Origin of the sequence: Faecalimicrobium dakarense (assembly GCF_000499525.1) — a bacterium.
Taxonomy (GTDB): domain Bacteria; phylum Bacillota; class Clostridia; order Peptostreptococcales; family Peptostreptococcaceae; genus Faecalimicrobium; species Faecalimicrobium dakarense.
In genome coordinates this window covers 39713-62004 of record NZ_HG529369.1, presented here as the reverse complement: position 1 = coordinate 62004, position 22292 = coordinate 39713, and the positions used below count along the sequence as shown (strand labels likewise).

Annotated in this window: 23 protein-coding genes, 1 tRNA gene and 1 pseudogene; 23 read left to right on the top strand and 2 right to left on the bottom strand. The window is 28.1% G+C overall.

From position 1 onward, the window contains the following. Nucleotides 1-96 precede the first annotated feature (96 nt). From BN899_RS12250 to BN899_RS12195, 13 genes are all read left to right on the top strand, one after another. Nucleotides 97-972, top strand: coding sequence for a metallophosphoesterase (locus BN899_RS12250; RefSeq protein WP_042275758.1), 876 nt, complete (start codon nucleotides 97-99; stop codon nucleotides 970-972). An 18-nt stretch (nucleotides 973-990) separates the two neighbouring features. Then, the gene (locus BN899_RS12245; protein WP_042275757.1) at nucleotides 991-1713 is read left to right on the top strand and encodes a glycerophosphodiester phosphodiesterase family protein; all 723 of its coding nucleotides are present in this window, start codon (nucleotides 991-993) and stop codon (nucleotides 1711-1713) included. Between the two features lie 134 nt (nucleotides 1714-1847). Then, nucleotides 1848-2324: a C-GCAxxG-C-C family protein gene (locus BN899_RS12240; RefSeq protein WP_042275756.1), complete on the top strand. Its 477-nt coding sequence runs from the start codon at nucleotides 1848-1850 to the stop codon at nucleotides 2322-2324. Nucleotides 2325-2337: 13 nt separating this feature from the next. Next, nucleotides 2338-3270 (top strand): TDT family transporter, encoded by a 933-nt coding sequence (locus tag BN899_RS12235; protein WP_042275755.1) that lies wholly within the window; start codon nucleotides 2338-2340, stop codon nucleotides 3268-3270. 708 nt (nucleotides 3271-3978) lie between these two features. Further along, entirely contained in the window at nucleotides 3979-4233 is a 255-nt protein-coding gene (locus BN899_RS12230) for a hypothetical protein (protein WP_042275754.1), read from the top strand. A 455-nt stretch (nucleotides 4234-4688) separates the two neighbouring features. Beyond that, entirely contained in the window at nucleotides 4689-5207 is a 519-nt protein-coding gene (locus BN899_RS12225) for a hypothetical protein (protein ID WP_042275753.1), read from the top strand. A 350-nt stretch (nucleotides 5208-5557) separates the two neighbouring features. Next, nucleotides 5558-5761 (top strand): hypothetical protein, encoded by a 204-nt coding sequence (locus BN899_RS12220; RefSeq protein WP_042275752.1) that lies wholly within the window; start codon nucleotides 5558-5560, stop codon nucleotides 5759-5761. Nucleotides 5762-5904: 143 nt separating this feature from the next. Further along, nucleotides 5905-6057 (top strand): hypothetical protein, encoded by a 153-nt coding sequence (locus BN899_RS19095; protein ID WP_154658901.1) that lies wholly within the window; start codon nucleotides 5905-5907, stop codon nucleotides 6055-6057. Between the two features lie 59 nt (nucleotides 6058-6116). Further along, a complete protein-coding gene (locus BN899_RS12215) occupies nucleotides 6117-6308 on the top strand; it encodes a hypothetical protein (RefSeq protein ID WP_042275751.1) in 192 nt (63 codons plus the stop codon). A gap of 179 nt (nucleotides 6309-6487) precedes the next feature. Next, complete coding sequence (locus tag BN899_RS12210; RefSeq protein ID WP_042275750.1) at nucleotides 6488-7225, top strand: recombinase family protein; 738 nt, start codon at nucleotides 6488-6490, stop codon at nucleotides 7223-7225. 133 nt (nucleotides 7226-7358) lie between these two features. Beyond that, nucleotides 7359-7586 (top strand): single-stranded DNA-binding protein, encoded by a 228-nt coding sequence (locus BN899_RS12205; RefSeq protein ID WP_147568552.1) that lies wholly within the window; start codon nucleotides 7359-7361, stop codon nucleotides 7584-7586. Nucleotides 7587-8425: 839 nt separating this feature from the next. Beyond that, on the top strand, nucleotides 8426-8986 hold the full coding sequence (locus tag BN899_RS12200; RefSeq protein WP_147568551.1) for a hypothetical protein: 561 nt from the start codon (nucleotides 8426-8428) through the stop codon (nucleotides 8984-8986). 220 nt (nucleotides 8987-9206) lie between these two features. Further along, complete coding sequence (locus BN899_RS12195; protein ID WP_042275748.1) at nucleotides 9207-10319, top strand: hypothetical protein; 1113 nt, start codon at nucleotides 9207-9209, stop codon at nucleotides 10317-10319. A gap of 111 nt (nucleotides 10320-10430) precedes the next feature. On the opposite strand, the gene BN899_RS12190 is transcribed toward BN899_RS12195, so the two are convergent. Then, a complete protein-coding gene (locus tag BN899_RS12190) occupies nucleotides 10431-11411 on the bottom strand; it encodes a tyrosine-type recombinase/integrase (protein ID WP_242824169.1) in 981 nt (326 codons plus the stop codon). Nucleotides 11412-11540: 129 nt separating this feature from the next. Further along, nucleotides 11541-11626: transfer RNA gene (locus BN899_RS12185), tRNA-Leu, on the bottom strand. 149 nt (nucleotides 11627-11775) lie between these two features. Between BN899_RS12185 and polA the strand changes: the two are divergent. The 10 genes and pseudogenes from polA (at nucleotide 11776) to BN899_RS12135 (ending at nucleotide 22167) form a co-directional block, all read left to right on the top strand. Next, a pseudogene (gene polA, locus BN899_RS20845) lies at nucleotides 11776-14423 on the top strand (DNA polymerase I). 8 nt (nucleotides 14424-14431) lie between these two features. Continuing rightward, complete coding sequence (gene coaE / locus BN899_RS12175; protein ID WP_042275745.1) at nucleotides 14432-15034, top strand: dephospho-CoA kinase; 603 nt, start codon at nucleotides 14432-14434, stop codon at nucleotides 15032-15034. Beyond that, entirely contained in the window at nucleotides 15030-15584 is a 555-nt protein-coding gene (locus BN899_RS12170; RefSeq protein WP_042275765.1) for a lytic transglycosylase domain-containing protein, read from the top strand. The genes coaE and BN899_RS12170 overlap by 5 nt, the downstream gene beginning before the upstream one ends. Further along, on the top strand, nucleotides 15584-17236 hold the full coding sequence (locus BN899_RS12165) for an ABC transporter substrate-binding protein (RefSeq protein WP_042275743.1): 1653 nt from the start codon (nucleotides 15584-15586) through the stop codon (nucleotides 17234-17236). The genes BN899_RS12170 and BN899_RS12165 overlap by 1 nt, the downstream gene beginning before the upstream one ends. Nucleotides 17237-17384: 148 nt before the next feature. Continuing rightward, nucleotides 17385-17597: a heavy-metal-associated domain-containing protein gene (locus BN899_RS12160; protein ID WP_042275741.1), complete on the top strand. Its 213-nt coding sequence runs from the start codon at nucleotides 17385-17387 to the stop codon at nucleotides 17595-17597. Nucleotides 17598-17866: 269 nt separating this feature from the next. Beyond that, nucleotides 17867-18472, top strand: coding sequence for a hypothetical protein (locus BN899_RS12155; protein WP_042275739.1), 606 nt, complete (start codon nucleotides 17867-17869; stop codon nucleotides 18470-18472). A gap of 114 nt (nucleotides 18473-18586) precedes the next feature. Next, nucleotides 18587-19315, top strand: coding sequence for an endonuclease/exonuclease/phosphatase family protein (locus BN899_RS12150; protein WP_081712257.1), 729 nt, complete (start codon nucleotides 18587-18589; stop codon nucleotides 19313-19315). Between the two features lie 58 nt (nucleotides 19316-19373). Next, a complete protein-coding gene (locus BN899_RS12145) occupies nucleotides 19374-19745 on the top strand; it encodes a VOC family protein (protein WP_042275737.1) in 372 nt (123 codons plus the stop codon). Nucleotides 19746-19890: 145 nt separating this feature from the next. Next, nucleotides 19891-21078 (top strand): C40 family peptidase, encoded by a 1188-nt coding sequence (locus BN899_RS12140; RefSeq protein ID WP_042275735.1) that lies wholly within the window; start codon nucleotides 19891-19893, stop codon nucleotides 21076-21078. Nucleotides 21079-21201: 123 nt separating this feature from the next. Then, nucleotides 21202-22167, top strand: a complete 966-nt coding sequence (locus tag BN899_RS12135; RefSeq protein WP_042275733.1) for a hypothetical protein — start codon at nucleotides 21202-21204, stop codon at nucleotides 22165-22167. Nucleotides 22168-22292: the final 125 nt, after the last annotated feature.

Genomic DNA, 22292 nt, shown 5'->3' with positions numbered 1-22292 from the left:
AAATCTCTCCTTTTTTTATAGTATAAAATTAAATTATTTGCTATAGTAGCTTATAATATAAAATAAGTAAGTGTATTTTAAAGTGAGGTACTTAATATGATAAATGAAGTTTTAATTGGAGGAGCAATTTTTACCAGTGCATATTCCTTATATAGATATCAAGTAGATAGTATAGAAAAAAATGAATATATAATAGAAAATTCTAAAATACCTAAGGAGTTTGACAATTTTAATATAGTTCAAATTAGTGATTTGCATAATAAGAGCTTTGGAAAGGACAATAAAAAACTATTAAATGCTATAGATAAATTAAGCCCTGACATTGTAGTAATAACAGGAAACTTAGTAGATGGAGAAAATAAAAAGTTTAATATAGCGCTAAATTTAATAGATGATTTAACTAAAAAGTATAAAGTTTATCATATAATTGGTAATCATGAACAAAAATCATTAATAAAAAGATATAAGGATTTGTATAATAATTATTTTAAAGAATTATACAGTAGAAATATAATAAACTTAGAAAATGAAGTAGTAAAAATAGAAAAAAATAATAGTCATATAAATATATATGGATTAATTATACCTTTAGATTATTATAAATATTTTTTTAGTAATTCTAAAAATAAAAACTCAAATTTAGATAAAAAATTTATAGAAAATACTTTAGGTAAAATAAATAAAAATGAATATAATATACTACTATCACATACACCATTTTTCTTTGAAGAATATGCTTCTTGGGGAGCTGATTTAGTATTAGCAGGTCATGTACATGGAGGAATTATAAGAATTCCATATATGGGCGGATTATTATCACCAAATAGGGAATTCTTTCCTAAATATGATTTTGGAACATATAATAAAGAAGAATCTACTATGCTACTTAGCAAAGGACTAGGAGGTTCTAGAATTTTAATGAGAATAAATTGTAGACCTGAAATAGTTAAAATAACTTTAAAGCATAAATAAGATATGGGGGAGATAGACATGATTATATTTGCACATAGAGGATACAGCTTTAAATATCCTGAAAATACAATACTAGCTTTTGAAAAGTCTTTAGAAAAAAATGCAAAAGCAATTGAGTTAGATATTCATAAAACTAAAGATGGAAAAATAGTTGTAATACATGATGAGGATATAGAAAGAACATTAGAAGGAAAAGGGCTTATTAAAGATTATACATTAGAAGAATTAAGAGAATTTAATTGCAAAAATATAAAATTTAGAGATAACAATCTATGTAAAATTCCTACATTAGAAGAAGTAATAAATTTAATTAAATATAAAGATATATTTTTAAATATAGAAGCAAAAACGGATATAATTGATTATAAATTAGAACAGGATACTTTAGATATAATTAATAAATATAATATTAAAGATAAAATATTAATATCTAGCTTTAATCATGAATGTATAAAAAGATTTAAAGCAATTCAAAATGATATTAAATATGCAAACTTGTACGGAGATAAAGGAACAAATAGCAAAGATTTAAATAATAAAATTAAAGACTTAGAGCTATATAGTATTAATATAGATGTTGAGTTAGCTACAAAAGAACTAGTACAAAATGCACATCATAATAACATAAAAGTATTTGTTTATACTGTTAATTCTATAGAAGTAGCTAAGAAACTAATGGAATATGGAGTTGATGGTATATTTACAGATTGCATTGAACTTATGAAAAGTACAATACAATAGTAAAAATTTAAAAATATATAATATAAAAAAACTATAAATAATGCCTTAAATATTGATAATTTCTATTTGCGTTTACAACATAAGATATAAAATATATAATTTAGCTGAATATAATGCATGTAGGGGGAATTAATATGGTTAAAGATATGGTAACAGAAGTAAGTGTAAGCAAGATTCAAAAAGATGCAGAAGAATTATATAGAAAAGGTGATTATTTCTGCTCAGAAGCTATAGTAGCATCTATAAGAAGTAACTTTGAATTAGATATGCCAGAAGAAATGATAGCAATGGCATCAGGATTTCCAATCGGTATAGGAAGATCAAAATGTGTATGTGGAGCTGTTTCAGGTGCTATAATGTGTATAGGGTATTTCTTTGGAAGAAAAACAGGAGCAGACCCTAAGGTAAATAGAACTTTAGAATTAGCAAATGAAGTACAAGAAAGTTTTAGAAAAAATCATAGAGTTCTATGTTGTAGTGTTCATACTAAAGGTATGGATATGGGTTCAGGAGAACATAAAGAACAGTGTATAGCATTTACAGGTGAAATGGCTAGAAAAACTGCTGAAGTTATAGTTAGAGAATTAGGCATATCTAATTTAGATAACTAATTAGGTGAATTATATGACAAATATATTAAAAAAAGTTCCTATACCTATGGCTGGATTAATGTTAGCATTAGCAGCTATGGGCAATTTAGTTTTATCATATGGAGAGATTTATAGAAATATTTTTGGAGTATTATCTACTATATTATTAGTATTTATGATTATAAAAATATTTATTGATTTTAAAGATGTTTTAGAGAAGCTAAAAAATCCAGCTATAGCAAGTGTAGCCCCTACTTTTAGTATGGGGATTATGATACTTTCAACATATACAAATAAAATATCTCCACATCTAGCGTTATCAATATGGATTATAGGGTTGATTTTACATATTATATTGATATTATATTTTACTTATAAATTTGTAATGAAATTTGATATTAAAAAAGTACTTCCTAGTTATTTTGTAGTTTATGTAGGTATAGCAACAGGAAGTATAACTGCGCCTATTTATAATTTAAATAAAATAGGTGAGTATTTATTTTGGTTTGGTTTAGTAAGTTATATAATTTTATTGCCAATAATACTTTATAGATTATTTAAAGTAAAAGATATACCAGAACCAGTGATTCCAACAATAGCAATACTTACAGCACCGGCAAATCTTTGTCTAGCGGGATATATATCAACTTTTAAAGAAAAAGATATTTTAATGATAGGATTTTTAGGTACACTATCAATTTTAATATTTATTGGAGTGTTGATATATTTGCCAAAAATATTAAAAATAAAGTTTTATCCAAGTTACTCAGCACTCACATTCCCGCTTGTTATAACTGCAATAGCAACTAAACAAACGAATATGTTTTTTATAAAACAAGGAATAGTAATGCCGATATTAAAATATTTAATGTATTTTCAGATGGTATTAGCCATAGGAATTGTAGCTTATGTATCTTATAAGTATGTAGTATTTTTATTTTCAAATACTGCTGAAGTTAAGGCATAAATTAATTATATATAAAAAGACTTAAGTAGCTAAAAGCAACTTAAGTCTTTTTTATATATTAAATAATTTGTAATTTTTGATAAAACCAATAATGTTTATTAACGGGATACCACTTTTACATAAAATAAAAGAGTTTCAATAATATTTATTGAAACCCTTGCAAATGCTATATTGGTGCCGGATATGGGACTTGAACCCATACGGTATTGCTACCAACGGATTTTGAGTCCGTGTAAAAGTTATAACCGACTCTATCTAAGTAATTTCAATTGTTTTAACGTTTTAATACTCAAAAATAACAACGGATTGTTATAAATTTTAACCTAGTTGTATTATAGCACAAAAATAATTTAGTATGTACATAAATACAGAGCAAATAAAAGAAAGAGTAGAAAAAATAGAATATTCCTACAAAATCCTACAAAAACCTGCAATTAATATATGATACTATGTTTGTATAAATGTATTAGGAGGGAATTTAACCTGAGAAAGGTACTACTAGGGGAAATAGATATATTATTAGGGTGTAGGAGGATAAGGAAGGGTAATCACAATGATAAGTATAAAAGAAATACTAATAGAATCCTTTGGAGATAATGAGATACAGGAAATACCATTACAAAGAAAAATAGAAATGGAGATACACATTTTACGGCAGAGATAACACATGAAGGAATTATTGTATCTAACTTAGGGGCAAGACCACTATTGAAATTTAGTCAATTTGAATTAATTGTAGATTTGCTTGTGAGTAGTAAAAATAATGAGGTGCTATCAGGCAATGATTATGCTAAAAGACCACTGGGAGAAATATTGAATACTGTAAATGGGTGCTTATCCCATGAGTATGAAACGGGATTAGATAAGAAGGCATTTAGATATAGCTCGGCTGTAAACAATATACTGGCATGGTGTGGCGTATGCGAGTATATTAATGGTGGAATTAAGTTGACAAATAGATAAATTAAAGCCAATGGTTATAAGTACGATACGAAGCTTAGAAACTACGTAAGGTTTACAAAGGTAGTACCAGTAAACGATGGTGGTGACGATAGTAACTCGATAGTATTTGCTACTGACACCGAATACAAAAGTAACCATAATGTAGTTGTATCAGGTGAGGAGTATAAAAAGTTTATAGAAGAGTTACAAAGTATCAAGTCAATGTACAGCAAGTTCGAGGAAATGTATAAACTGGTACGACTTACAGAAGAATGTCGTTGAGAAGGAACAACTTAGGATTGAATCCAATGCGAATGAGATAGTCACTAGGAGCTTCAAAATATATGGAGACGTATATAAGGAGTTTATAGAGTTCTGTAATGAACATAAAGAGTACAAGGTGCAACAGATAGTGAGCAAGCACTAAAGGAGCTAGTTAAAAAGTACAAGTAAATACTATAGGGGGTATTGGAGAAGTGAAAAAGGTATTAATAGGAACAATAGTATTATTAGCAATAGGAGTTGTTGGGTGTGGCAGTGGTGACAGTACTACAAATAAGAAAGAGATTGTATTAACTGAAGAAGAAGTCAGCCAAATAATAGATAGTAGAGAATCTACAGGTGAGGAGTATAATGCGACTATAAAGTATCTTGCTAATCAAATGAAAGAAGCTCAGGAGGATTATGCAGGATTAATTGAAAAGAATGAAAGCAAAGAAGATATATTTATAGCAATGAATGAGTATAGAGACAAGCTAATGAATATTGAAAAATCTATACAGGACATTCATATTGGAGTAATGGATATTGAGGAGAAAGAAGGTAATAACTCTAAAGACAATTACTTTCTATTAGTAGATTTGAAAAAATATTATAGCGGTAGTTTAGATTATGAAATTAATTATGTTAAAAATGAAGATAGCAATGGACAGGATAAGGCGAAAGAAGAGCTTGAGAAAGCATTACAAAAGTATGAGGAGATAAGTAACTTATAAAAACGTTCCCATTTTGTAAGGTAATTATTTCAATGTGAATCTAAAATGTAAGGTTGAACAAATCACCTTTATTTGTAGCTACATGGTGTCTAGTACAAACAGGGTGGGTAAGTGAACACCTTAAGGTACTCTAGGAGCTGAAAGAGCTAGAGGACAAGTTATACTATAATAAAGTAATAAAAATGAATATATTAGAAGGGCGTAAGGGTTATGATTGAGAAGTGCTTGGAGCTACTTAATACAACAGATATTACATTAGGAATGTCTATTTTGGTGGCTATTATATCTGCTATAATAGTAAACTTAATATTTTCATGTTCTAAATTGATAGGGAGAGCAATTAGACATTTATGCATAAAGATACAAGGCATTATAAAGTCAGCTATAAAAAAATATGTAAATACATAGACTATAAAAAAAGAGAAAAAACAGGAAATCTTACTACAGTAGAGCGATTGTTAAAAATGGATATAGAAGCAATTGAAAATTCTAAACGTGAATACATAGAAAATATAGACGATAAAGATACTATCTATATAAGAGAAATAGAATAATATGATAATAGAGCCCTTATGAGTACCTAATAAAAGCTGATTTTTTATCATGGAAATGTATATCAAAATCGATAAAGACCAGCTATTGTAATACTTATAACTACATGATATAATTTAAATATTACATGGAAAGAGGTGGGGGAATGATAAATAATTATAAGTTAGAGGAACTTACAGAAGTAGAAATAGAAGAGTTAGAAGAGTATGCAGAAAAAACAATAAAAAATTTATCTCAAATAGAATTAGAAGATTTAATAAATGAATATAATAGACGTGAAAGAATAAATGAAGAATAGATTATTTTTAGCTATAGGTTATAATGAAGATAAAATCATTTTGTTAAGGAGAGCTTAAAATGAAAGAGTGTCCAAAGTGTGGAGAACCGTTAGTATTAGACCATAACTATAATGAAGAAGGAGATATAGTAGGTACCCTTATTTGTGAAAATACAAAAATTAATTGTGACTACGAAGAACATTATAGCACAACAACGAATGAAGAAGCTGAAGAAGAGTTAAAAACCTTTTATGAATCATTAGAAGAATAATAGATTATAAACTAGAGTTAATACTCTAGTTTTTTTATTGATAATTAAGTATCAAAAGAAATGCTTTAGAAAATAGTATTAAAAGTCATTGACTTAGATATAATCATAGTATAATATTCAAGTATAAAAACAAATGGTCGATAGATTTGATACTTTAATATTGAAAAGGTGGTACTAAAATGGGGAAAATATATGGATACTGTAGAATATCAACAAGCACTCAAAATATAGAAAGACAAGTAAGAAACATAAAGGACTTATATGCAGGAGCAGTCATAGTTGAGGAAGTATTTACTGGAACAAAAGTTGACGGTAGAAAAGAGTTTGAGAAGTTAGTAGGTGAATGGACTAAGGATAAAAATAAGGTCATATTGAAGGGTGGTAAAGTAAAAGCAGGTGACACGATAGTTTTCGATAGTGTTAGTAGAATGTCAAGAGACTCAGAAGAAGGTTTTAAGCTATATAAAGAGTTGTTTGATAAAGGTATAGAGTTAGAGTTTATAAAAGAACCACATATTAATACAACAACGTATAAGCAAGCTATGACACAGGGTATAGAGCTAACTGGTACAGACTTAGACTTCATACTGGAAGGTATAAACAAGTATCTATTAACACTAGCAGAGCAACAGATTAAGTTAGCTTTTAATCAAAGTGAGAAGGAAGTGAAGGACTTACAACAACGTACTAGAGAAGGCATTGAGACAGCAAGACTTAATGGTAAGCAAATAGGACTAGAGAAGGGAACTAAGTTGACTACTAAAAAGAGTGTTCTAGCTAAGGAGCAGATACAAAAGTATAGTAAGGACTTCCAAGGGACACTAAAGGATATAGAAGTAATGAAGCTAATAGGAATAGCTAGGAACTCATACTATAAGTATAAGAAGGAATTAGGAGAGGAATTAAATAAGAACTAGAGGGACTTGATAAGAGTCCTTTTTTAATGCTTTTTATGTAAATATACATTGACACTTGTTAACAACGTTGTATATAATAATGTTAACAATGTTGTTAACAAGTATATTAATAATAATTATAGGAGGTTTTAAAATGAATCCACTTTTACAACAAGCTATAAATGAATTGTCTAACCTTAACTCTGGTGAGGTATTTCTAGTTAAGGAACTATTTAAAGGATATGAATGGAAAAGGTTAGATAGGGCAGTGAGACTTAATCTTGGTACAATATTTTTAAGCCATATACAAAATAATCCGAGTTTAAATATTTCTGTTTTAGACAAAACAACTTCTAACCAACAGAAATATCAAAAGAATTAGATAAGTTAAGCACTCATTTTTAATTATGAGTGTTTTTATTTTAAGGTTATATGAGATGACGAAATTAATTATTAAAACTCTGATTTTACAACGAGAGGGAAATTTACTCATAAAGGTATCTGTGACCTCATAGAAGCCACTGTAAGAACTTCGAGCGAACTCTATGTGCAAATTTACCGGAAGTGGAAAAATGGAAGCTCAGAATGGCTACAGTTGAGCTGGTTGATTTAGACTCACAAGTGAGGTATTGTAATGCTTACAGAGTGTAGATAGGAAGTTATGAGAGCTATTGTGAGAGCTTGTAGAATGTATTGTAGTTAATATATCCACATAGAAAATATTTGTCTCCGAGCGGTTGACTAGTTTTGGCTGCGAAATCAGCTTCTAGTCCTTAGTTATAAGAGTTTTACGGTATCATATTTAGTTACACATAGAACTACATAGAGCAAAGGAGTGGGGGGACTTTCATCGAGTGAGGGGGTATATATTTTCTAGTTTGGAGTTAGTTACTACACGCACGCAAGAAGGTTAGAAAGCACTTCTAAAAAATATTTTTTTTACTATTTCACACGGTAAAATATAGGGTGTTAGAATGCTTGTAACTGTTGGTATAACTTGACTTTGGACGTTCAATATGGTATAATTAGGGTGTTAGTTTTTTTAATCCGTACTAAGAAAATTAATAGAAAAGCGGTTTTCTATAAGTGTTTAATGAGGGAGAAATACACTAAAAGGTTAAACTAATGAAAGTAAAAGAAAAAGTATTAATAGTAAATGAGCACTCAATAACTAGACTAGGTTATTATAGTGTACTAACACCAAAAGAGAAGGGGGAGTTAATGGAACAGATAGTAAAGAAGGCACTTAGCGAGCTTAAATGTAGCTATGATAGATTAGATAATCCAACGATACAATATCTTTATGGAGACGTAGTGATATTAGATAAGCACAAAGAACCTATTTATGCAGATATTAAGGCTAGTCACAGTTGGAACGGAGTAGATAAGGTAGGATTAGACTATAAACACTATCAAAAGGACAGTGAAGAAGCTTATGTTCCGAGTAATAGCAATAATAATGAAGGGTATATATATCATTTAAGGTCGGACAGCCTTATATGTGTTAATCCTTGGAGTAAGAAGCTCTACATAGTTAATAAGTTCCAAGAATTAAGAAAGAGAGTTTTGGAGCTGTTAGATGATAGGGGGTATACCACCAGTGAGTTACTGGAAAATGGTATAGATTTATCTATTAATAAAAATGATTATGATAAGGATACTAAGATAATCAATATAGCTTTTAAGGATATGGTAAAATTGGGTGCAGAGGTTTTTCAATATAGTTTTGATAAACTCTCTGAAAATGAAAAAGACTCAAGTGTTGGTCGCACTCAAGTCTAGCATAAAAACATTTATATAATTCGCAACACACACTATTGGTCGTAGTGTAGAGAGAATTGGTCGTTCTTTCTATGTGTACGATATTTACTATTGTTAGTTAAATAAATAGGTTTTATACCTCTATATCAACTACTATAGTTTATAACTTTTTTTAAAGAGTGTCAACAATTACTATATAGTGTGTGTTGCTCCAATCATAAGAACAGGAGAGTAAGCACAAATGAATACAGCAAGTTTAAAGGTCGGAATGACAGTGAAAGATTACACTGAGCTATGTAATCTATTGGGCATAGAGCCAAAGCCAAGTAATAATACAAATGGTAGAAAGGCGCACTACAGAGAATTTGAAAGGTATTTTAGTTACACAAAGCGAGGTAGAAAGTACATTATTAATGAAATATATGAAGTAACTAAGGTTAAATCAGAGAATCGTGGTGGAAATAATGTGAAGTATAAAGTAGATTTTAGGAAACTTATGATAAGTATGCTACATAATGACAACTCTGAGAATATACTGATTTCAAAAGGGTCACTGTATGAAGCTATGAATTTAGTTAACAAAAACTATAAGTTAGGGAAACAAAATATTGATAAGTTGTCAAAAGTAATAGAAGTGCCAAAAGAGTATATATCGGATTTTTATGGAGAAAATAATAAAAAAATAAGAGAGACTACAGAGAGGAACTTAAAGGCTCTTAGAAAAGAGTCGCTTTTAATGTTTGATATAGTAACAGCTGTTGCGGTTGAAAGAATTGATATACAATATAATGAATTAAATACTCCAATAGTTGAGAATGGTCGAATATTGCACTATAGGCATACTGAATATAGAAAAGCAACTAAGGAAGAAAAACAAGTAATACTTGCTTGTGAGAAAGAAGCTAAATATGAACTAGGTTTCTCTACAGATAAAGATATATTTTCAAATAGAGCTTGGGGAATATATAGCAAATTAGTAAAGACAAAGCTAAAAGAAGCAAAAGTAAATATTAACTTTTACTATAAAGCTTATGAAATAACTTGGAATCGCAATGATATTGAGAAAGAGTACAACGAGTTACAGCAAATAGGTAACAATATAGGTTTGAATGAGCTTAATGATAATATGATTAAATCAATAAAAACAAGTAGTAAAAGAAGGCACACAACAGCTAAAAAAGCTGATACAAATGGTATGAAGCACTATAAAATTAAGAAGATTGAACTTCATTCAAGCGAAGAATATGTAAAATATAGTGATAAGATAACAGCTTCTTTAATATATAAAGGTGCAATGCGTTTACCTGAAAGCCTTAAATGTACAAATATGTACAAGGTGGAATTAGATATGTAAACTTAAAGTATAATAAGTAAATAATTAATAATACAAAACATACAATTCAAAAACGTATAATAAATAGTATATATTATAATACGTTTTTAAACTGTATGTTTTTATTTGCTACTACCTAAAGAGCTTATCTAAATGGGATACTTCTTTGTGTTTCCTAATTAAGTCGTTACTTGTAAGCTGAATATATCTTCTAGTCATTTCTAAAGTACTGTGTCCAAGTATTCTTTGCAAAGTAAACACGTCTCCGCCACTCTTAAGGAAAGATACAGCAAAAGTATGACGTAATACATGGGGTGTACACCTTTGATTTATATTAGCTTCTTGTCCATATTTTCTAAAGTTGTGAATTACTTGATTGGTATTTAGCTTATTGCAATATGCACTAGAGAATAGATATTCTGTGTTAGAGTTGCCTACTATAGAGATTATCTCTTTTACCAGCTTTACACTTTTATAGGACAAAGGTACTTGTCTAAAGGTTCTTGACTTGGCAATTTCACTTCTAATATTAATAACCTTACCTTTCAAGTCTATATCAGAAGCTTTAAGATTAACCAATTCACCAACACGAATACCACAATCGAGCATAACAACCATTATAGTTAAGTCTCTCAAACCGACATAAGTACTAGTATCAGGTTGCTTAAGTAGCTTTCTTACAGAACTGTTGTCTAATGGCATTATTGTATCTATAGGCTCTTTAACTAGCTTAATTCTAGTAGATAAATCTTCAGAAAGATATCCTTCTTTGTATAACCACTTGAGATAAGCTCTCATAGTCCTAAGCCTAATATTTATAGTACAGGGTTTATACTTTTTCTCTTGTGACATATAATAAAGGTAGCTTCTAAAAGTGTCAATTTCAACACTACGGATTGAGTAAGTCCGTTGTTGCTCTTCCATATAATCTCTGAAATATTTCATGTGTATTTTATAGTCCTTTAGACTTCTAGGAGACAGTCCCTCCAATGTTTTTAGTTCAATAAAGTTATTGAATACATCAAAGAAGTTATCGAATGTGAAGTCGGACACTAGAGAGTCGGACAAATTGTACAACGGATTGGTTTTAGTAGGTCTGTTTAATTTTAGCATTGGCTTAGACATTTAAAACACTCACTTTCTTGTTTTAGTAGTATTAAAAATTATAACAACGGACTGAGTATTTTTGAGAAATAAAAAAGGATTTTAACAATTACGTTAAAACCCTTGCAAATACTGTATTGGTGCCGGATATGGGACTTGAACCCATACGGTATTTAAACCAACGGATTTTGAGTCCGTCGCGTCTGCCATTCCACCAATCCGGCGATTTAATAATCATATATAAATTATAACAATTAAATAAATCGTTTGCAACATAATAATCCTTAATATACTCTCAATAATATGGTAATATTAAATAATAACATATTTTATATATAATAAAATAATAAGAAAAAATATGGGAGTGATAAACTTGGACAAAAGATTAATTATAATAGATGGAAACTCAATAATAAACAGAGCATTTTATGCTCTACCAGAAATGAACAATAAAGAAGGGTTAAAAACAAATGCTATATATGGATTTACAACTATGCTATTTAAAATAATAGATACATATAAACCAACACACATAAGTGTAGCATTTGATAGAAAAGCACCGACTTTTAGGCATTTAGAATTTGATGAATACAAAGCTGGTAGAAAGAAAATGCCAGATGAGTTAAGAGTACAATTTGAACCATTAAAAGAGCTATTAGATAAATTTAATATAAACAGATTAGAAATAGATGGTTATGAGGCAGATGACATAATAGGAACTGTTTCTAAGTTGGCAGAGGACAACGACTATAAAGTATACATAGTAACGGGAGATAAAGATGCTATACAACTTGCATCAGATAAAACAACTACATTAATAACTAAAAAAGGTGTAGGAGAAGTAGAAGAGTACGATTTTGAATCTGTAATGAAAACGTATGAAATGACGCCTACTCAATTTATAGATTTAAAAGGACTTATGGGAGATAAATCTGATAATATACCAGGGGTTCCAGGTATAGGTGAAAAGACAGGTATAAAACTTATAAAGGAATTTTCTAATATAGAAGGAATAATTGAAAATGTAGAAAGTCTTAAAGGAAGTGTTAAAAAGAAAATAGAAGAAAATAAAGACTTAGCTATAATGAGTAAAAGACTTGCTACAATTATAAGAGATGTTCCAGTAGAATTTAAATTAGAAGATTTAGAGTATGGAGAGTTTGACAAAGATGCTGTTATAGAAGCATTTAGAAACCTTGGGTTTACAAGTTTAATATCTAGATTAGTTGATTTAGATGGAGGACAACAAAAAGAAGAAGAGGAAGTTAAACTTAATATAGATAAGTTAGAAAATATAGATGAATTTATAAAACAGATTAATGAAAATAAGAAAGTTATATTAAAAACTGTAAAAAGAGAAGGTAACATATTAGAAAAAATATAATGTATGTCTTTATGAGTATTGATGGTAAAAATATATATTATATAAATGAAGATGAAATAAATAAATTCAAAGATGTATTTTCAAGTAACGAAATTAACAAATTTGGATATAATCTAAAAGATGATTATATAGCTTTAAGATCATATGGAATAAAACTAGAAAATATGAACTTTGATATAACAATAGCGGAATATCTTATAGATTCAACGTCATCAACATCATATGAATGTAGTGCTATAGCTATGAAGTATTTAACTAGAAAAGTTAAATCAAGTGAAGAGCTATTAGGAAAAGGCGTAAAAGCTAAGAAGTATCAAGATTTAGAATTTAGTGAACTAAGTGAGTATATTGGTCAAATAATAGATACAGTAGCTAAAACTATGCCTGTAATGGAAAAAAGCTTAAATGATATGGATATGGATGGACTATTTTATCATGTAGAAATGCCTTTAGTAGAAGTATTAGGATATATGGAATATGAAGGTGTAAAGGTAGATAGAGAAAAGTTAAATGAACTAGGTAGCGAGTTTAAGGAAATAATAAAAATATTAGAAGAAGAGATATATGAAATAGCAGGAGAAAAGTTTAATATAAATTCTCCAAAGCAGTTAGGTGTAATATTATTTGAGAAATTAGAATTACCTGTAATCAAAAAAACTAAAACAGGATACTCAACTAATGCAGAGGTATTAGATAAATTAAGAGATAAAAGTCCTATAATTGATAAAATTACTGAGTATAGACAAATAGTAAAATTAAACTCTACTTACGTAGAAGGTCTTTTAGCTATAATAAATCCTATTAGTGGTAGAATACACTCATCATTTAACCAAACTATAACTACGACAGGTAGAATTTCTTCTACAGAACCGAATCTTCAAAATATACCTGTAAAGCTTGAAATGGGAAGAAATATAAGAAAAGTATTTATAGCTGACAATGGATGTGATTTAGTTGATGCCGATTATTCTCAAGTAGAACTTAGAGTACTAGCTCATATGAGTCAAGATGAAACTATGATAGATGCATTTAAACATAATGAAGATATACATACTAAAACGGCAACACAAGTATTTAACATAGATGCTAAAGATGTCACTAGTGAGTTAAGAAGTGCAGCTAAAGCAGTAAACTTTGGTATAGTTTATGGTAAGAGTGATTTTGGTTTATCTGAAGAACTTCATATACCTCTTAAGCAAGCTAAGGAATATATAGAAGGATACTTTAATAAATATTCTAAGATAAAAGAGTTTATGGATAATACTATAGAAAAAGCTTCAGAAGATGGATATGTAACAACTATATTAAATAGAAGAAGATATATACCAGAAATAAAATCTAGCAACTTTATGGTAAGAAATGCTGGAAAAAGAGCAGCTATGAATGCTCCTATTCAAGGAAGTGCAGCTGATATAATAAAAATAGCAATGGTAAATGTATATAAAAAGCTAGAAGAGAAAAATTTAAAATCTAAGCTTATATTACAAGTACACGATGAGCTTATAGTTGAAACTGTAGAAGACGAAGTTGACATAGTAAGAACAATTGTAAAAGAAGAGATGGAAAATGCAGTTAGCATGGATGTTAACTTAGATGTAGACTTAAATGTAGGTAAATCTTGGTATGAAACAAAGTAGGTGATATTGTGTTGGTATTAGGACTTACAGGAAATATTGGCTGTGGTAAAAGCAGCCTTTCCAATATATTAATAGAAAATAATATAGATGTAGTTGATGCAGATATTATAGCGAGGCATATATTTGAAGATAAAGATCTTTTACAAAAAGTATTTGATGCTTTTGGTGAAAATATAATAAATAGTGACCAAACTTTAAATAGAAAAGCATTAGGAAATATAGTTTTTAATAATGATAAAAAACTTATTTTACTAAATAGTTTAACTCATCCTAAAATAAAAGAAAAAATAATAGATAAAATAAATGAAGCCAAAAATAATAACAAAGATATAATAGTGATAGATGCAGCTTTATTAGTAGAAGGCGGATATTTAGATATAGTAGATAAACTAGTAGTAGTTACATGTGATGAAGAAATTCAGATACAAAGAATACAAAAAAGAGATAATTGTAGCAAAGAGGAAGCTTTAAGTAGAATAAAATCTCAAATGAAGCAAGAAGAAAAAATTAAATATGGAGACTTTATAATAGATAATTCGGGGAGTATTATAGAGCTTAAAGAAAAAGTATATAATTTTATAAAATACATGAAGGAGAAATGGTGTGATTAAGAAGAGGATATTAATAATATTATCTATTTTCATAATCCTATTTGGAGCCTTACTTGTTGAGAAAGACACAATAAATAAATTAATATACCCCAAGAAGTATTCTGAGTATGTAGAAAAATATGCTAAAGAATTTAGCTTAGATGAACATTTAGTTTATAGCGTTATAAAAGCAGAAAGTAAATTTAAGCAAGATGCAGTATCTCGTAAGGGTGCAAAGGGTTTAATGCAAATAAGTGATATAACAAGGGATTGGGCAAAAGAAGAATTAGAATTAGGAGAAATAGATATTTTTGATCCAGAAGTTAATATAAGAGTAGGATGTTGGTATATAAATAAATTGTATAAAGAGTTCGGAGAATTAGATTTAGTTATAGCTGCATATAATGGTGGATCAGGAAATGTTAAAAAATGGTTACGTAATAATGAATATAGCAAAGATGGACAACAGCTTCATAGTATACCATTTAAGGAAACTTCAAATTATGTTGAAAAAGTAAGCAATAACTATGAAAAGTACAATAAGATATATAGCAAGGAAGGTAAAAACTAATGAAGAAGAGAAAAATTCTAGCTATAATTTTAGCATCAGCTCTTACAGTCGTTGGGTGTGGTGCTAAAACTGAGAATAAGACAGATACAGACACTAAAAAAAGTGCTATAAATTCAGAGTACATAAATCTTACAATGGTAAAGCCTGAAACTATAAATCCTATAATAAATAAAGATAAGTCAGTAGGATATATAATGAATTTGATTTATGACGGATTATTTACAATTGATGAAAACTACAATGTAGTACCTCAATTGGTAGAAGAGTATGGAATATCTCAAGATGGTATGAGTATAGATATTAAATTAAAAGATGCCAAATGGCATAATGGAAATAGTGTAACATCACAAGATGTTAAATATAGTATAGAGTTAATTCAAAAAAGTCCGGAGAGTCCATATAAAATTTTGACAGATAATATTTCATCTGTATCTACGATAAATAATAAGGAGCTTACTATTAAATTTAAAAATAAATATGCATTCTCAATAGATACATTAATTTTTCCAATAGTATCTAAAGATGAATTAAGTAAAGGCAAGGCTGATGAAGAAAAGAATAATTTAATAGGAAATGGACCTTATAAGATAGAGAAATATGGAACTAGGGATGGTATGATTTTAAGTGTGAATAAAGATTACTATGGTAAATTACCTTCTAATTCTAAAGATATAAAAATAGGAATAGTTCCAGATGCAGAAGCTCAAGTTTCTATGGTAATGGCTTTAGATAGTGATATAACTAGTGTTTCACTAAGTGATTTAAGTAAATTTTATGAAAAAGAATTTAATATAACTAAATATGAAGGAAGAGATTATGAATCTGTAATATTTAATTATGACAATAAATTCTTAAAAGATGTTAATTTTAGAAAAGCAATTTCACATGCTATAAATAAAGAAAAAATACTAGAAGAAGGATATATGGGAAATGCAAAATTAGTTAATTTTCCATTAAATTCTAAATCTAAGTACTATAATGATGATATTAAACAATTGGAATATGATAAAGAAAAGGCTAAAAGTTATCTTGCAAAAGTAAACCTTATATCAGATGATAAACTATCAAATAAAAATGAAGATAGTAAAGATAAAAATGCGTCAAAAGAAAATAAAAATAATAAAACTACAGACAATGATAAAGATAAAAAAGAAGATAACAAAGCCGAAATTAAAAAGATGATTTCTCAATTAAATCTAAAAATAGTAGTTAATAAAAATAACAGCGAAAGAGTTAAATCAGCATATTTAATAAGTGAAAATTTAAAAGCTATAGGAATAAAATCTACAGTAGTTGAATTAGTAGATAAAGAATTAGATGAAGCTATTAGCTCAAAAAAATATGATTTAGCATTAGTAGGATGGGAATTATCAAGCATACCAGATGCTAGAAATATAATAGAAAACATAGGATATAGTGATGAAAAATTAACTGGTTATATAACATCTTTAATAAACGCAACATCACAATCTCAAATAAGTGATATATATAAATCTTTACAAAAATATGTAAATGATAATGTATTATTTATGAGTTTAGTTATTAGAGATGATTATATAGTTACAAACAGACGTTTAGAAGGAAAAATTTCACCTAATGATTTTGATGTATATGAAGGAATAACAAATTTAAATACAGAAAATAAAAAATAATAAAAAGTAGGACATTAATGTCCTACTTTTTATTTTATAGATTTAAAATAGAATATATTTAAAAATAAGATAAATAATAAAAAATGTATTAAAAAATAAAATAACTTATGATATAATACCCTTATAGGGTATATAAGGAGGTATAGTTATGAAAAAGAAACTATTAGTAGATGGTATGACTTGTGGACATTGTGTAAATCATTTAAAAACAGCACTTACAGAAGATATAGAAGGTGTTAAAGTAATAGAAGTTAGTTTAGAAGATAAATGTGCTATAGTGGATATGAATGAGAATGTATCTAAAAGCGCATTAAAAGAAGTAATAGAAGAAGTAGGATATGAGTTAAAAGGAATAGAATAATTAACAAAAAAGAACTAGCAATTGCTAGTTCTTTTTTTATTAAAAAAAGACTTCTATTGGGGGAAATAAATAGAAGTCTAAATGGGGGAGATTGAGTATGTTTGATTTTACATTAATAGTATGTCCACACTCAATGAATATATACACTAAAATATATAAAATTAATATAATTTAGTTGTATAAGACTATATTATGAAAATTGGCCAAGAATGGAACTCACATTTTTAAAAAAGTTTGAATATAATATAAATAACTAAGGGGGGAGTATCATGGATGAAAGAGGATATAAAGATAATTTAAGAAAATTAATACTTGATATGGCCCAAAAAGAACTTGATAGCTATGTATCTCAAAAAGGAGTTCAAAAATACTTTGATGGAAACGTTGATAAGATAATAAATGAAAATATTAAAAAGTTTAATCAAGGTATAGGGGTAAACAGAGTATATTCAAAGGTATTGAAAAATGGTGCAAATCAAGAAAATATTTCTTCAGTAGCAAGGTCTATAAAAGGAGAAGAATTATTTAAGTCTAAAAATGAATTAGTTAAGTTTGCAAAACATTTAGGAATAAACGTAAACATGAAAAGCTCATATAATCAGATACTACGAAAAGTATCAAATCACATATATTCAAATAGAAATTCATATAGCAAAAGATATGTTTCATATAAAAGAGGAGATGAAGAATATATTTTAGAACCAGAAAAGATGAAAATTGATTTAATAGAAAGCTATAAATCTAAAACTAGAAATGACATGAGATCTATAGCTAAGCTATTAAATATTAATGTAAAAGAAGATGATGGAGCAGAAGAGATAAGGAAAAAAGTAATAAATTATATTATGAAAGAGAAACTTTCTAAAAGTAAATAAAATAAGATTTTAAGGCGCCAAATTGGCGTCTTTAATTTTTGTTTTGGCATATAATATAAAAGAGATCATATGAGGAGATGATGACGTATACGTTTAAAAAATGGATTTATATTAATGTTAGTAGTATCTTTAATCATCACAGCTTATAACATAGATAAAAGTTTTTTCCCAGCTAAAAAAGAACTTAAAGTAGTTACTTATAATATACATAGTGGTTTGAATAAGGATATGTTCCCAACGCTCTTTGATATAATTGATTTTTTAAGAATTTCTAATGCAGATATAATATGTCTTCAAGAAGTTAATGAATCTGCAAAGGCTGGGTTTCAAGTTAGTAGCTTTAAAGACGAGCTAAAAATGTATTCCCATTTTGGAGCTAATGTAGTTGACTTTGGTTTAAATTATGGACTTGTTACATACTCGAAATATCCTATAAAAAGTGAAGATCATATATATCTAAGCAGTGGTAGAGAACAAAGAGGAATTTTACACACGGTTGTAAACATAGATAGACGAAAATTAAATATTATAAATGTTCATCTAGGGTTAAGTAAAGAGGAGAGAGAAATACAGGTTAAGGAACTAGTAGAATTTATAAAAAAAATAGGAGATGAGCCTTATATTGTTGTTGGAGATTTCAATGATGGTAGTATGAATATTGATGAGAGTATTTTAAAAGATGTCGCAAAAGAATTAGATAAAGCTAATGTATTAACCTTTGCAACTGGGCTAGATAGGATAGATTATATATTTGTATCACCTGATATTGAGGTATTAGACTATGAAGTATTAATAAAAAATATGTCAGACCACTATCCAATAATTGCAAAAATAAGAATCTAAGTATAAAATAATATAAAGCAATATTAATAATTATTTATATTTTTAGGAGGATTTAAAAATGAAATTTAATTTTTGTCATAATAATTTTAATGTTAGAGATTTAGATAAAAGTTTGGAGTTTTATAAAAAGGCTTTAAATTTAAAAGAGGTTAAGCGTAAGGAAGCAGAAGATGGAAGCTTTATATTAGTATACTTAGGAGATGGAATAACTCCACATACATTAGAATTAACTTGGCTTAGAGATTGGGATAGACCATATAACTTAGGAGATAACGAGTTCCATTTAGCTTTAGAAGTAGATGATTTTGAAGGAGCTCTTAAATTACATAAAGAGTTAGATTGTATATGCTATGAAAATACAGAAATGGGGATTTATTTTATAGCAGATCCAGACAATTACTGGATAGAAATATTACCTAAAAACTATTAAAAAATAGGATTTAGATAAACCATACTTAATGTTGTCGCATACCTTTACAATATTATACAAAATGAGTTATTATTAAATTATACTAATAAAAATGGATAATAATGTAATAAAAGTATAGAGTATAATATAAAGGGGGAGCTTGAGTATGGTTAAAAAGTTAGTTGCAACTTTAGGGATAAGCGCTGTGGCCATTTCTATAAATGCTATAGAAGCAAGCGCAATGGAAACGGGAACTATAACTACAAGTGCATTAAATATAAGAAGTGGACCAAGTACAAGTAATTCGATAATTGATAAAGCTTATAAAGGTCAAAATATAGAAATATTAGAATCGAGTAATGGATGGTATAAAGTTAAGCTATCTAATGGTAAAATAGGGTGGGCAAGTGGACAGTACATATCTAAGGCCTCTAATAGTGGATCTACTGATACATCAGTTCAAGGGAAAAAAGGAAAAATTGTTGCAAGTCCAAGACTAAATATAAGAAGTGGATCAGGTACTAACTATTCAATAGTAGGAAAAGCTAATAATGGAGAGATAGTGGAGATATTAGAAAGATCTAGTAATGGATGGTTTAAAATAAAAATGTCAAATGGAATAGTAGGATGGGGAAGTACTAGCTATATAGTAGAGACTAATCAATCATCTAATGATTCAAATGAAAATACACAAAAACCATCGACTTCTACACCTATTCAAGGTAAAAGAGGAAAAATAAAAGCTAATCCAAAATTAAATATAAGAAGTGGAGCAGGCACTACTTATTCAGTAATAGGAAGTGCTAATAATGGAGATATAGTTGATTTATTAGAGAAATCTAGTAATGGGTGGTATAAGATAAAATCACAAAATGGAACTATAGGATGGGGAAGTGGAGACTATATAGAAGAAACTACTGAATCATCAAATAACAATAACAACAACAACAATACACCACAACCGCCGTCTTCTATAGATAAAAATGCAGTTGTAAATCTTGCATATGAATTAATGGGCAAGCCATATAAGTGGGGAGCAGAAGGACCAGATAGTTTTGACTGTTCAGGATTTACTCAATATGTATATAAGCAATCAGGAGGAAAAAGTATACCAAGAGTGTCTAGAGATCAAGCCAGATACGGAACGGCTGTTTCTAGAGAAAATTATGCTCCAGGAGACTTAGTATCTTTTGATACTGATGGTAATGGTGAAGTTAACCATGTAGGTATATATGTTGGTAATAATCAGTTTATACATTGCAGTGGAACTCCAAGTAAACCAGAGAAAGTTAAAATTGATAACCTAGGGTCATCATATTGGTCAAAAGTACTTAAGGGTGTAAGAAGATTTTAACTAGATAAATTATGAAACTACATTAAAATATTATATTTTAATGTAGTTTTTTTTATATTTATTCATAAATTTTGATTCTTAAAAATATATATTATTAAGAATATTTTTAGGGGGGACAAACTAATGAATAAAAGAAGAACAATATACAGAGGATTTAATAAAAGACGCAAGACAAAAGTTATTAAAATAGCAGCAATTGGTATGAGTATATGTTTAATAGGTGGATACGCATTTATAAAAGTTAAAGATATGAAGGTATTTACAAAGTTAAGTAGTAAGGTATCATCATTAACTGATAAAATACCATCATTTAATCTAGATAATTTCAAACTTGAAAAGCCAAAGATTACTAGTTCTGATGATATATCTAAAGAATTAGAGGATATTCAAAAAGAAAAAAGTAAAGAAGTAGAAAATGAAAAAGTGGAAAAACAAAGTCAATCAGAATTAAGTGAAGATATTAAATTAGCAATTATAGAGGGATGGAATGTAAATACTGTTCAGGTTGCTTCGGTAGAAAATGACAGTGATATGCCTAAAATAGAAGAACAATTAACTCAAAATAAAATACCATTTTCAGTAGTAGAAATAGATGGGTTAAAAAAAGTACAAACATATGCATTCTTTGATAAAGAAAGTGCAAGAAATCATATGGATGAAGTTAAAAAAGTATTCCCAGATGCATTTTTATCTCAAATGAAAGTTCCTCTGCTATCATTAGAATACACTGAAAAATACTCATATGTAGAAGATATATCAAAACAATTAAATAATTTAATTTCTAGTTTCCAAGAAGAATCTAAATTCTGGGAATCAAATAAAGATAAAGTGGATTTATCACAATACAATAATATATTAACAAATAGAAAAAAAATAATAGACAATGTTAAAAAGGAAGCTGATAAAATAGATTATTCAAATATGGATGTTTTTAAACAAAATTTAGTTAAGTATTTAAATGATATGGAAGAAAAAATCACTATGGCGTCAAAGGCTGCAAATGAACAAAATTATTATATAAGTGAAAGTTTATACTTATCATCTATGCAAGGATATTTTTCATTTATAAATTCTATAAATAAAGCTTAGAAAAGGTTGTTTTTTAACAACCTTTTTTATTTAAATAATTAAATAAAAGAAGGATAAATTTTTAACAATAGTTAAGTTTTACCAACTTGTATAGTATACTTATATAAAGTAGAATAAATTTATTT

What these genes read in the sequence shown, in the direction of transcription:
- BN899_RS12250 (WP_042275758.1), top strand. Translation starts at nt 97, where the DNA reads ATGATAAATGAAGTTTTAATTGGAGGAGCAATTTTTACCAGTGCATAT.
- BN899_RS12245 (WP_042275757.1), top strand. Translation starts at nt 991, where the DNA reads ATGATTATATTTGCACATAGAGGATACAGCTTTAAATATCCTGAAAAT.
- BN899_RS12240 (WP_042275756.1), top strand. Translation starts at nt 1,848, where the DNA reads ATGGTTAAAGATATGGTAACAGAAGTAAGTGTAAGCAAGATTCAAAAA.
- BN899_RS12235 (WP_042275755.1), top strand. Translation starts at nt 2,338, where the DNA reads ATGACAAATATATTAAAAAAAGTTCCTATACCTATGGCTGGATTAATG.
- BN899_RS12220 (WP_042275752.1), top strand. Translation starts at nt 5,558, where the DNA reads ATGCATAAAGATACAAGGCATTATAAAGTCAGCTATAAAAAAATATGT.
- BN899_RS19095 (WP_154658901.1), top strand. Translation starts at nt 5,905, where the DNA reads ATGATAAATAATTATAAGTTAGAGGAACTTACAGAAGTAGAAATAGAA.
- BN899_RS12215 (WP_042275751.1), top strand. Translation starts at nt 6,117, where the DNA reads ATGAAAGAGTGTCCAAAGTGTGGAGAACCGTTAGTATTAGACCATAAC.
- BN899_RS12210 (WP_042275750.1), top strand. Translation starts at nt 6,488, where the DNA reads ATGGGGAAAATATATGGATACTGTAGAATATCAACAAGCACTCAAAAT.
- BN899_RS12205 (WP_147568552.1), top strand. Translation starts at nt 7,359, where the DNA reads ATGAATCCACTTTTACAACAAGCTATAAATGAATTGTCTAACCTTAAC.
- BN899_RS12200 (WP_147568551.1), top strand. Translation starts at nt 8,426, where the DNA reads ATGGAACAGATAGTAAAGAAGGCACTTAGCGAGCTTAAATGTAGCTAT.
- BN899_RS12195 (WP_042275748.1), top strand. Translation starts at nt 9,207, where the DNA reads ATGAATACAGCAAGTTTAAAGGTCGGAATGACAGTGAAAGATTACACT.
- BN899_RS12190 (WP_242824169.1), bottom strand. Translation starts at nt 11,411, where the DNA reads ATGCTAAAATTAAACAGACCTACTAAAACCAATCCGTTGTACAATTTG.
- BN899_RS12165 (WP_042275743.1), top strand. Translation starts at nt 15,584, where the DNA reads ATGAAGAAGAGAAAAATTCTAGCTATAATTTTAGCATCAGCTCTTACA.
- BN899_RS12160 (WP_042275741.1), top strand. Translation starts at nt 17,385, where the DNA reads ATGAAAAAGAAACTATTAGTAGATGGTATGACTTGTGGACATTGTGTA.
- BN899_RS12155 (WP_042275739.1), top strand. Translation starts at nt 17,867, where the DNA reads ATGGATGAAAGAGGATATAAAGATAATTTAAGAAAATTAATACTTGAT.
- BN899_RS12150 (WP_081712257.1), top strand. Translation starts at nt 18,587, where the DNA reads ATGTTAGTAGTATCTTTAATCATCACAGCTTATAACATAGATAAAAGT.
- BN899_RS12145 (WP_042275737.1), top strand. Translation starts at nt 19,374, where the DNA reads ATGAAATTTAATTTTTGTCATAATAATTTTAATGTTAGAGATTTAGAT.
- BN899_RS12140 (WP_042275735.1), top strand. Translation starts at nt 19,891, where the DNA reads ATGGTTAAAAAGTTAGTTGCAACTTTAGGGATAAGCGCTGTGGCCATT.
- BN899_RS12135 (WP_042275733.1), top strand. Translation starts at nt 21,202, where the DNA reads ATGAATAAAAGAAGAACAATATACAGAGGATTTAATAAAAGACGCAAG.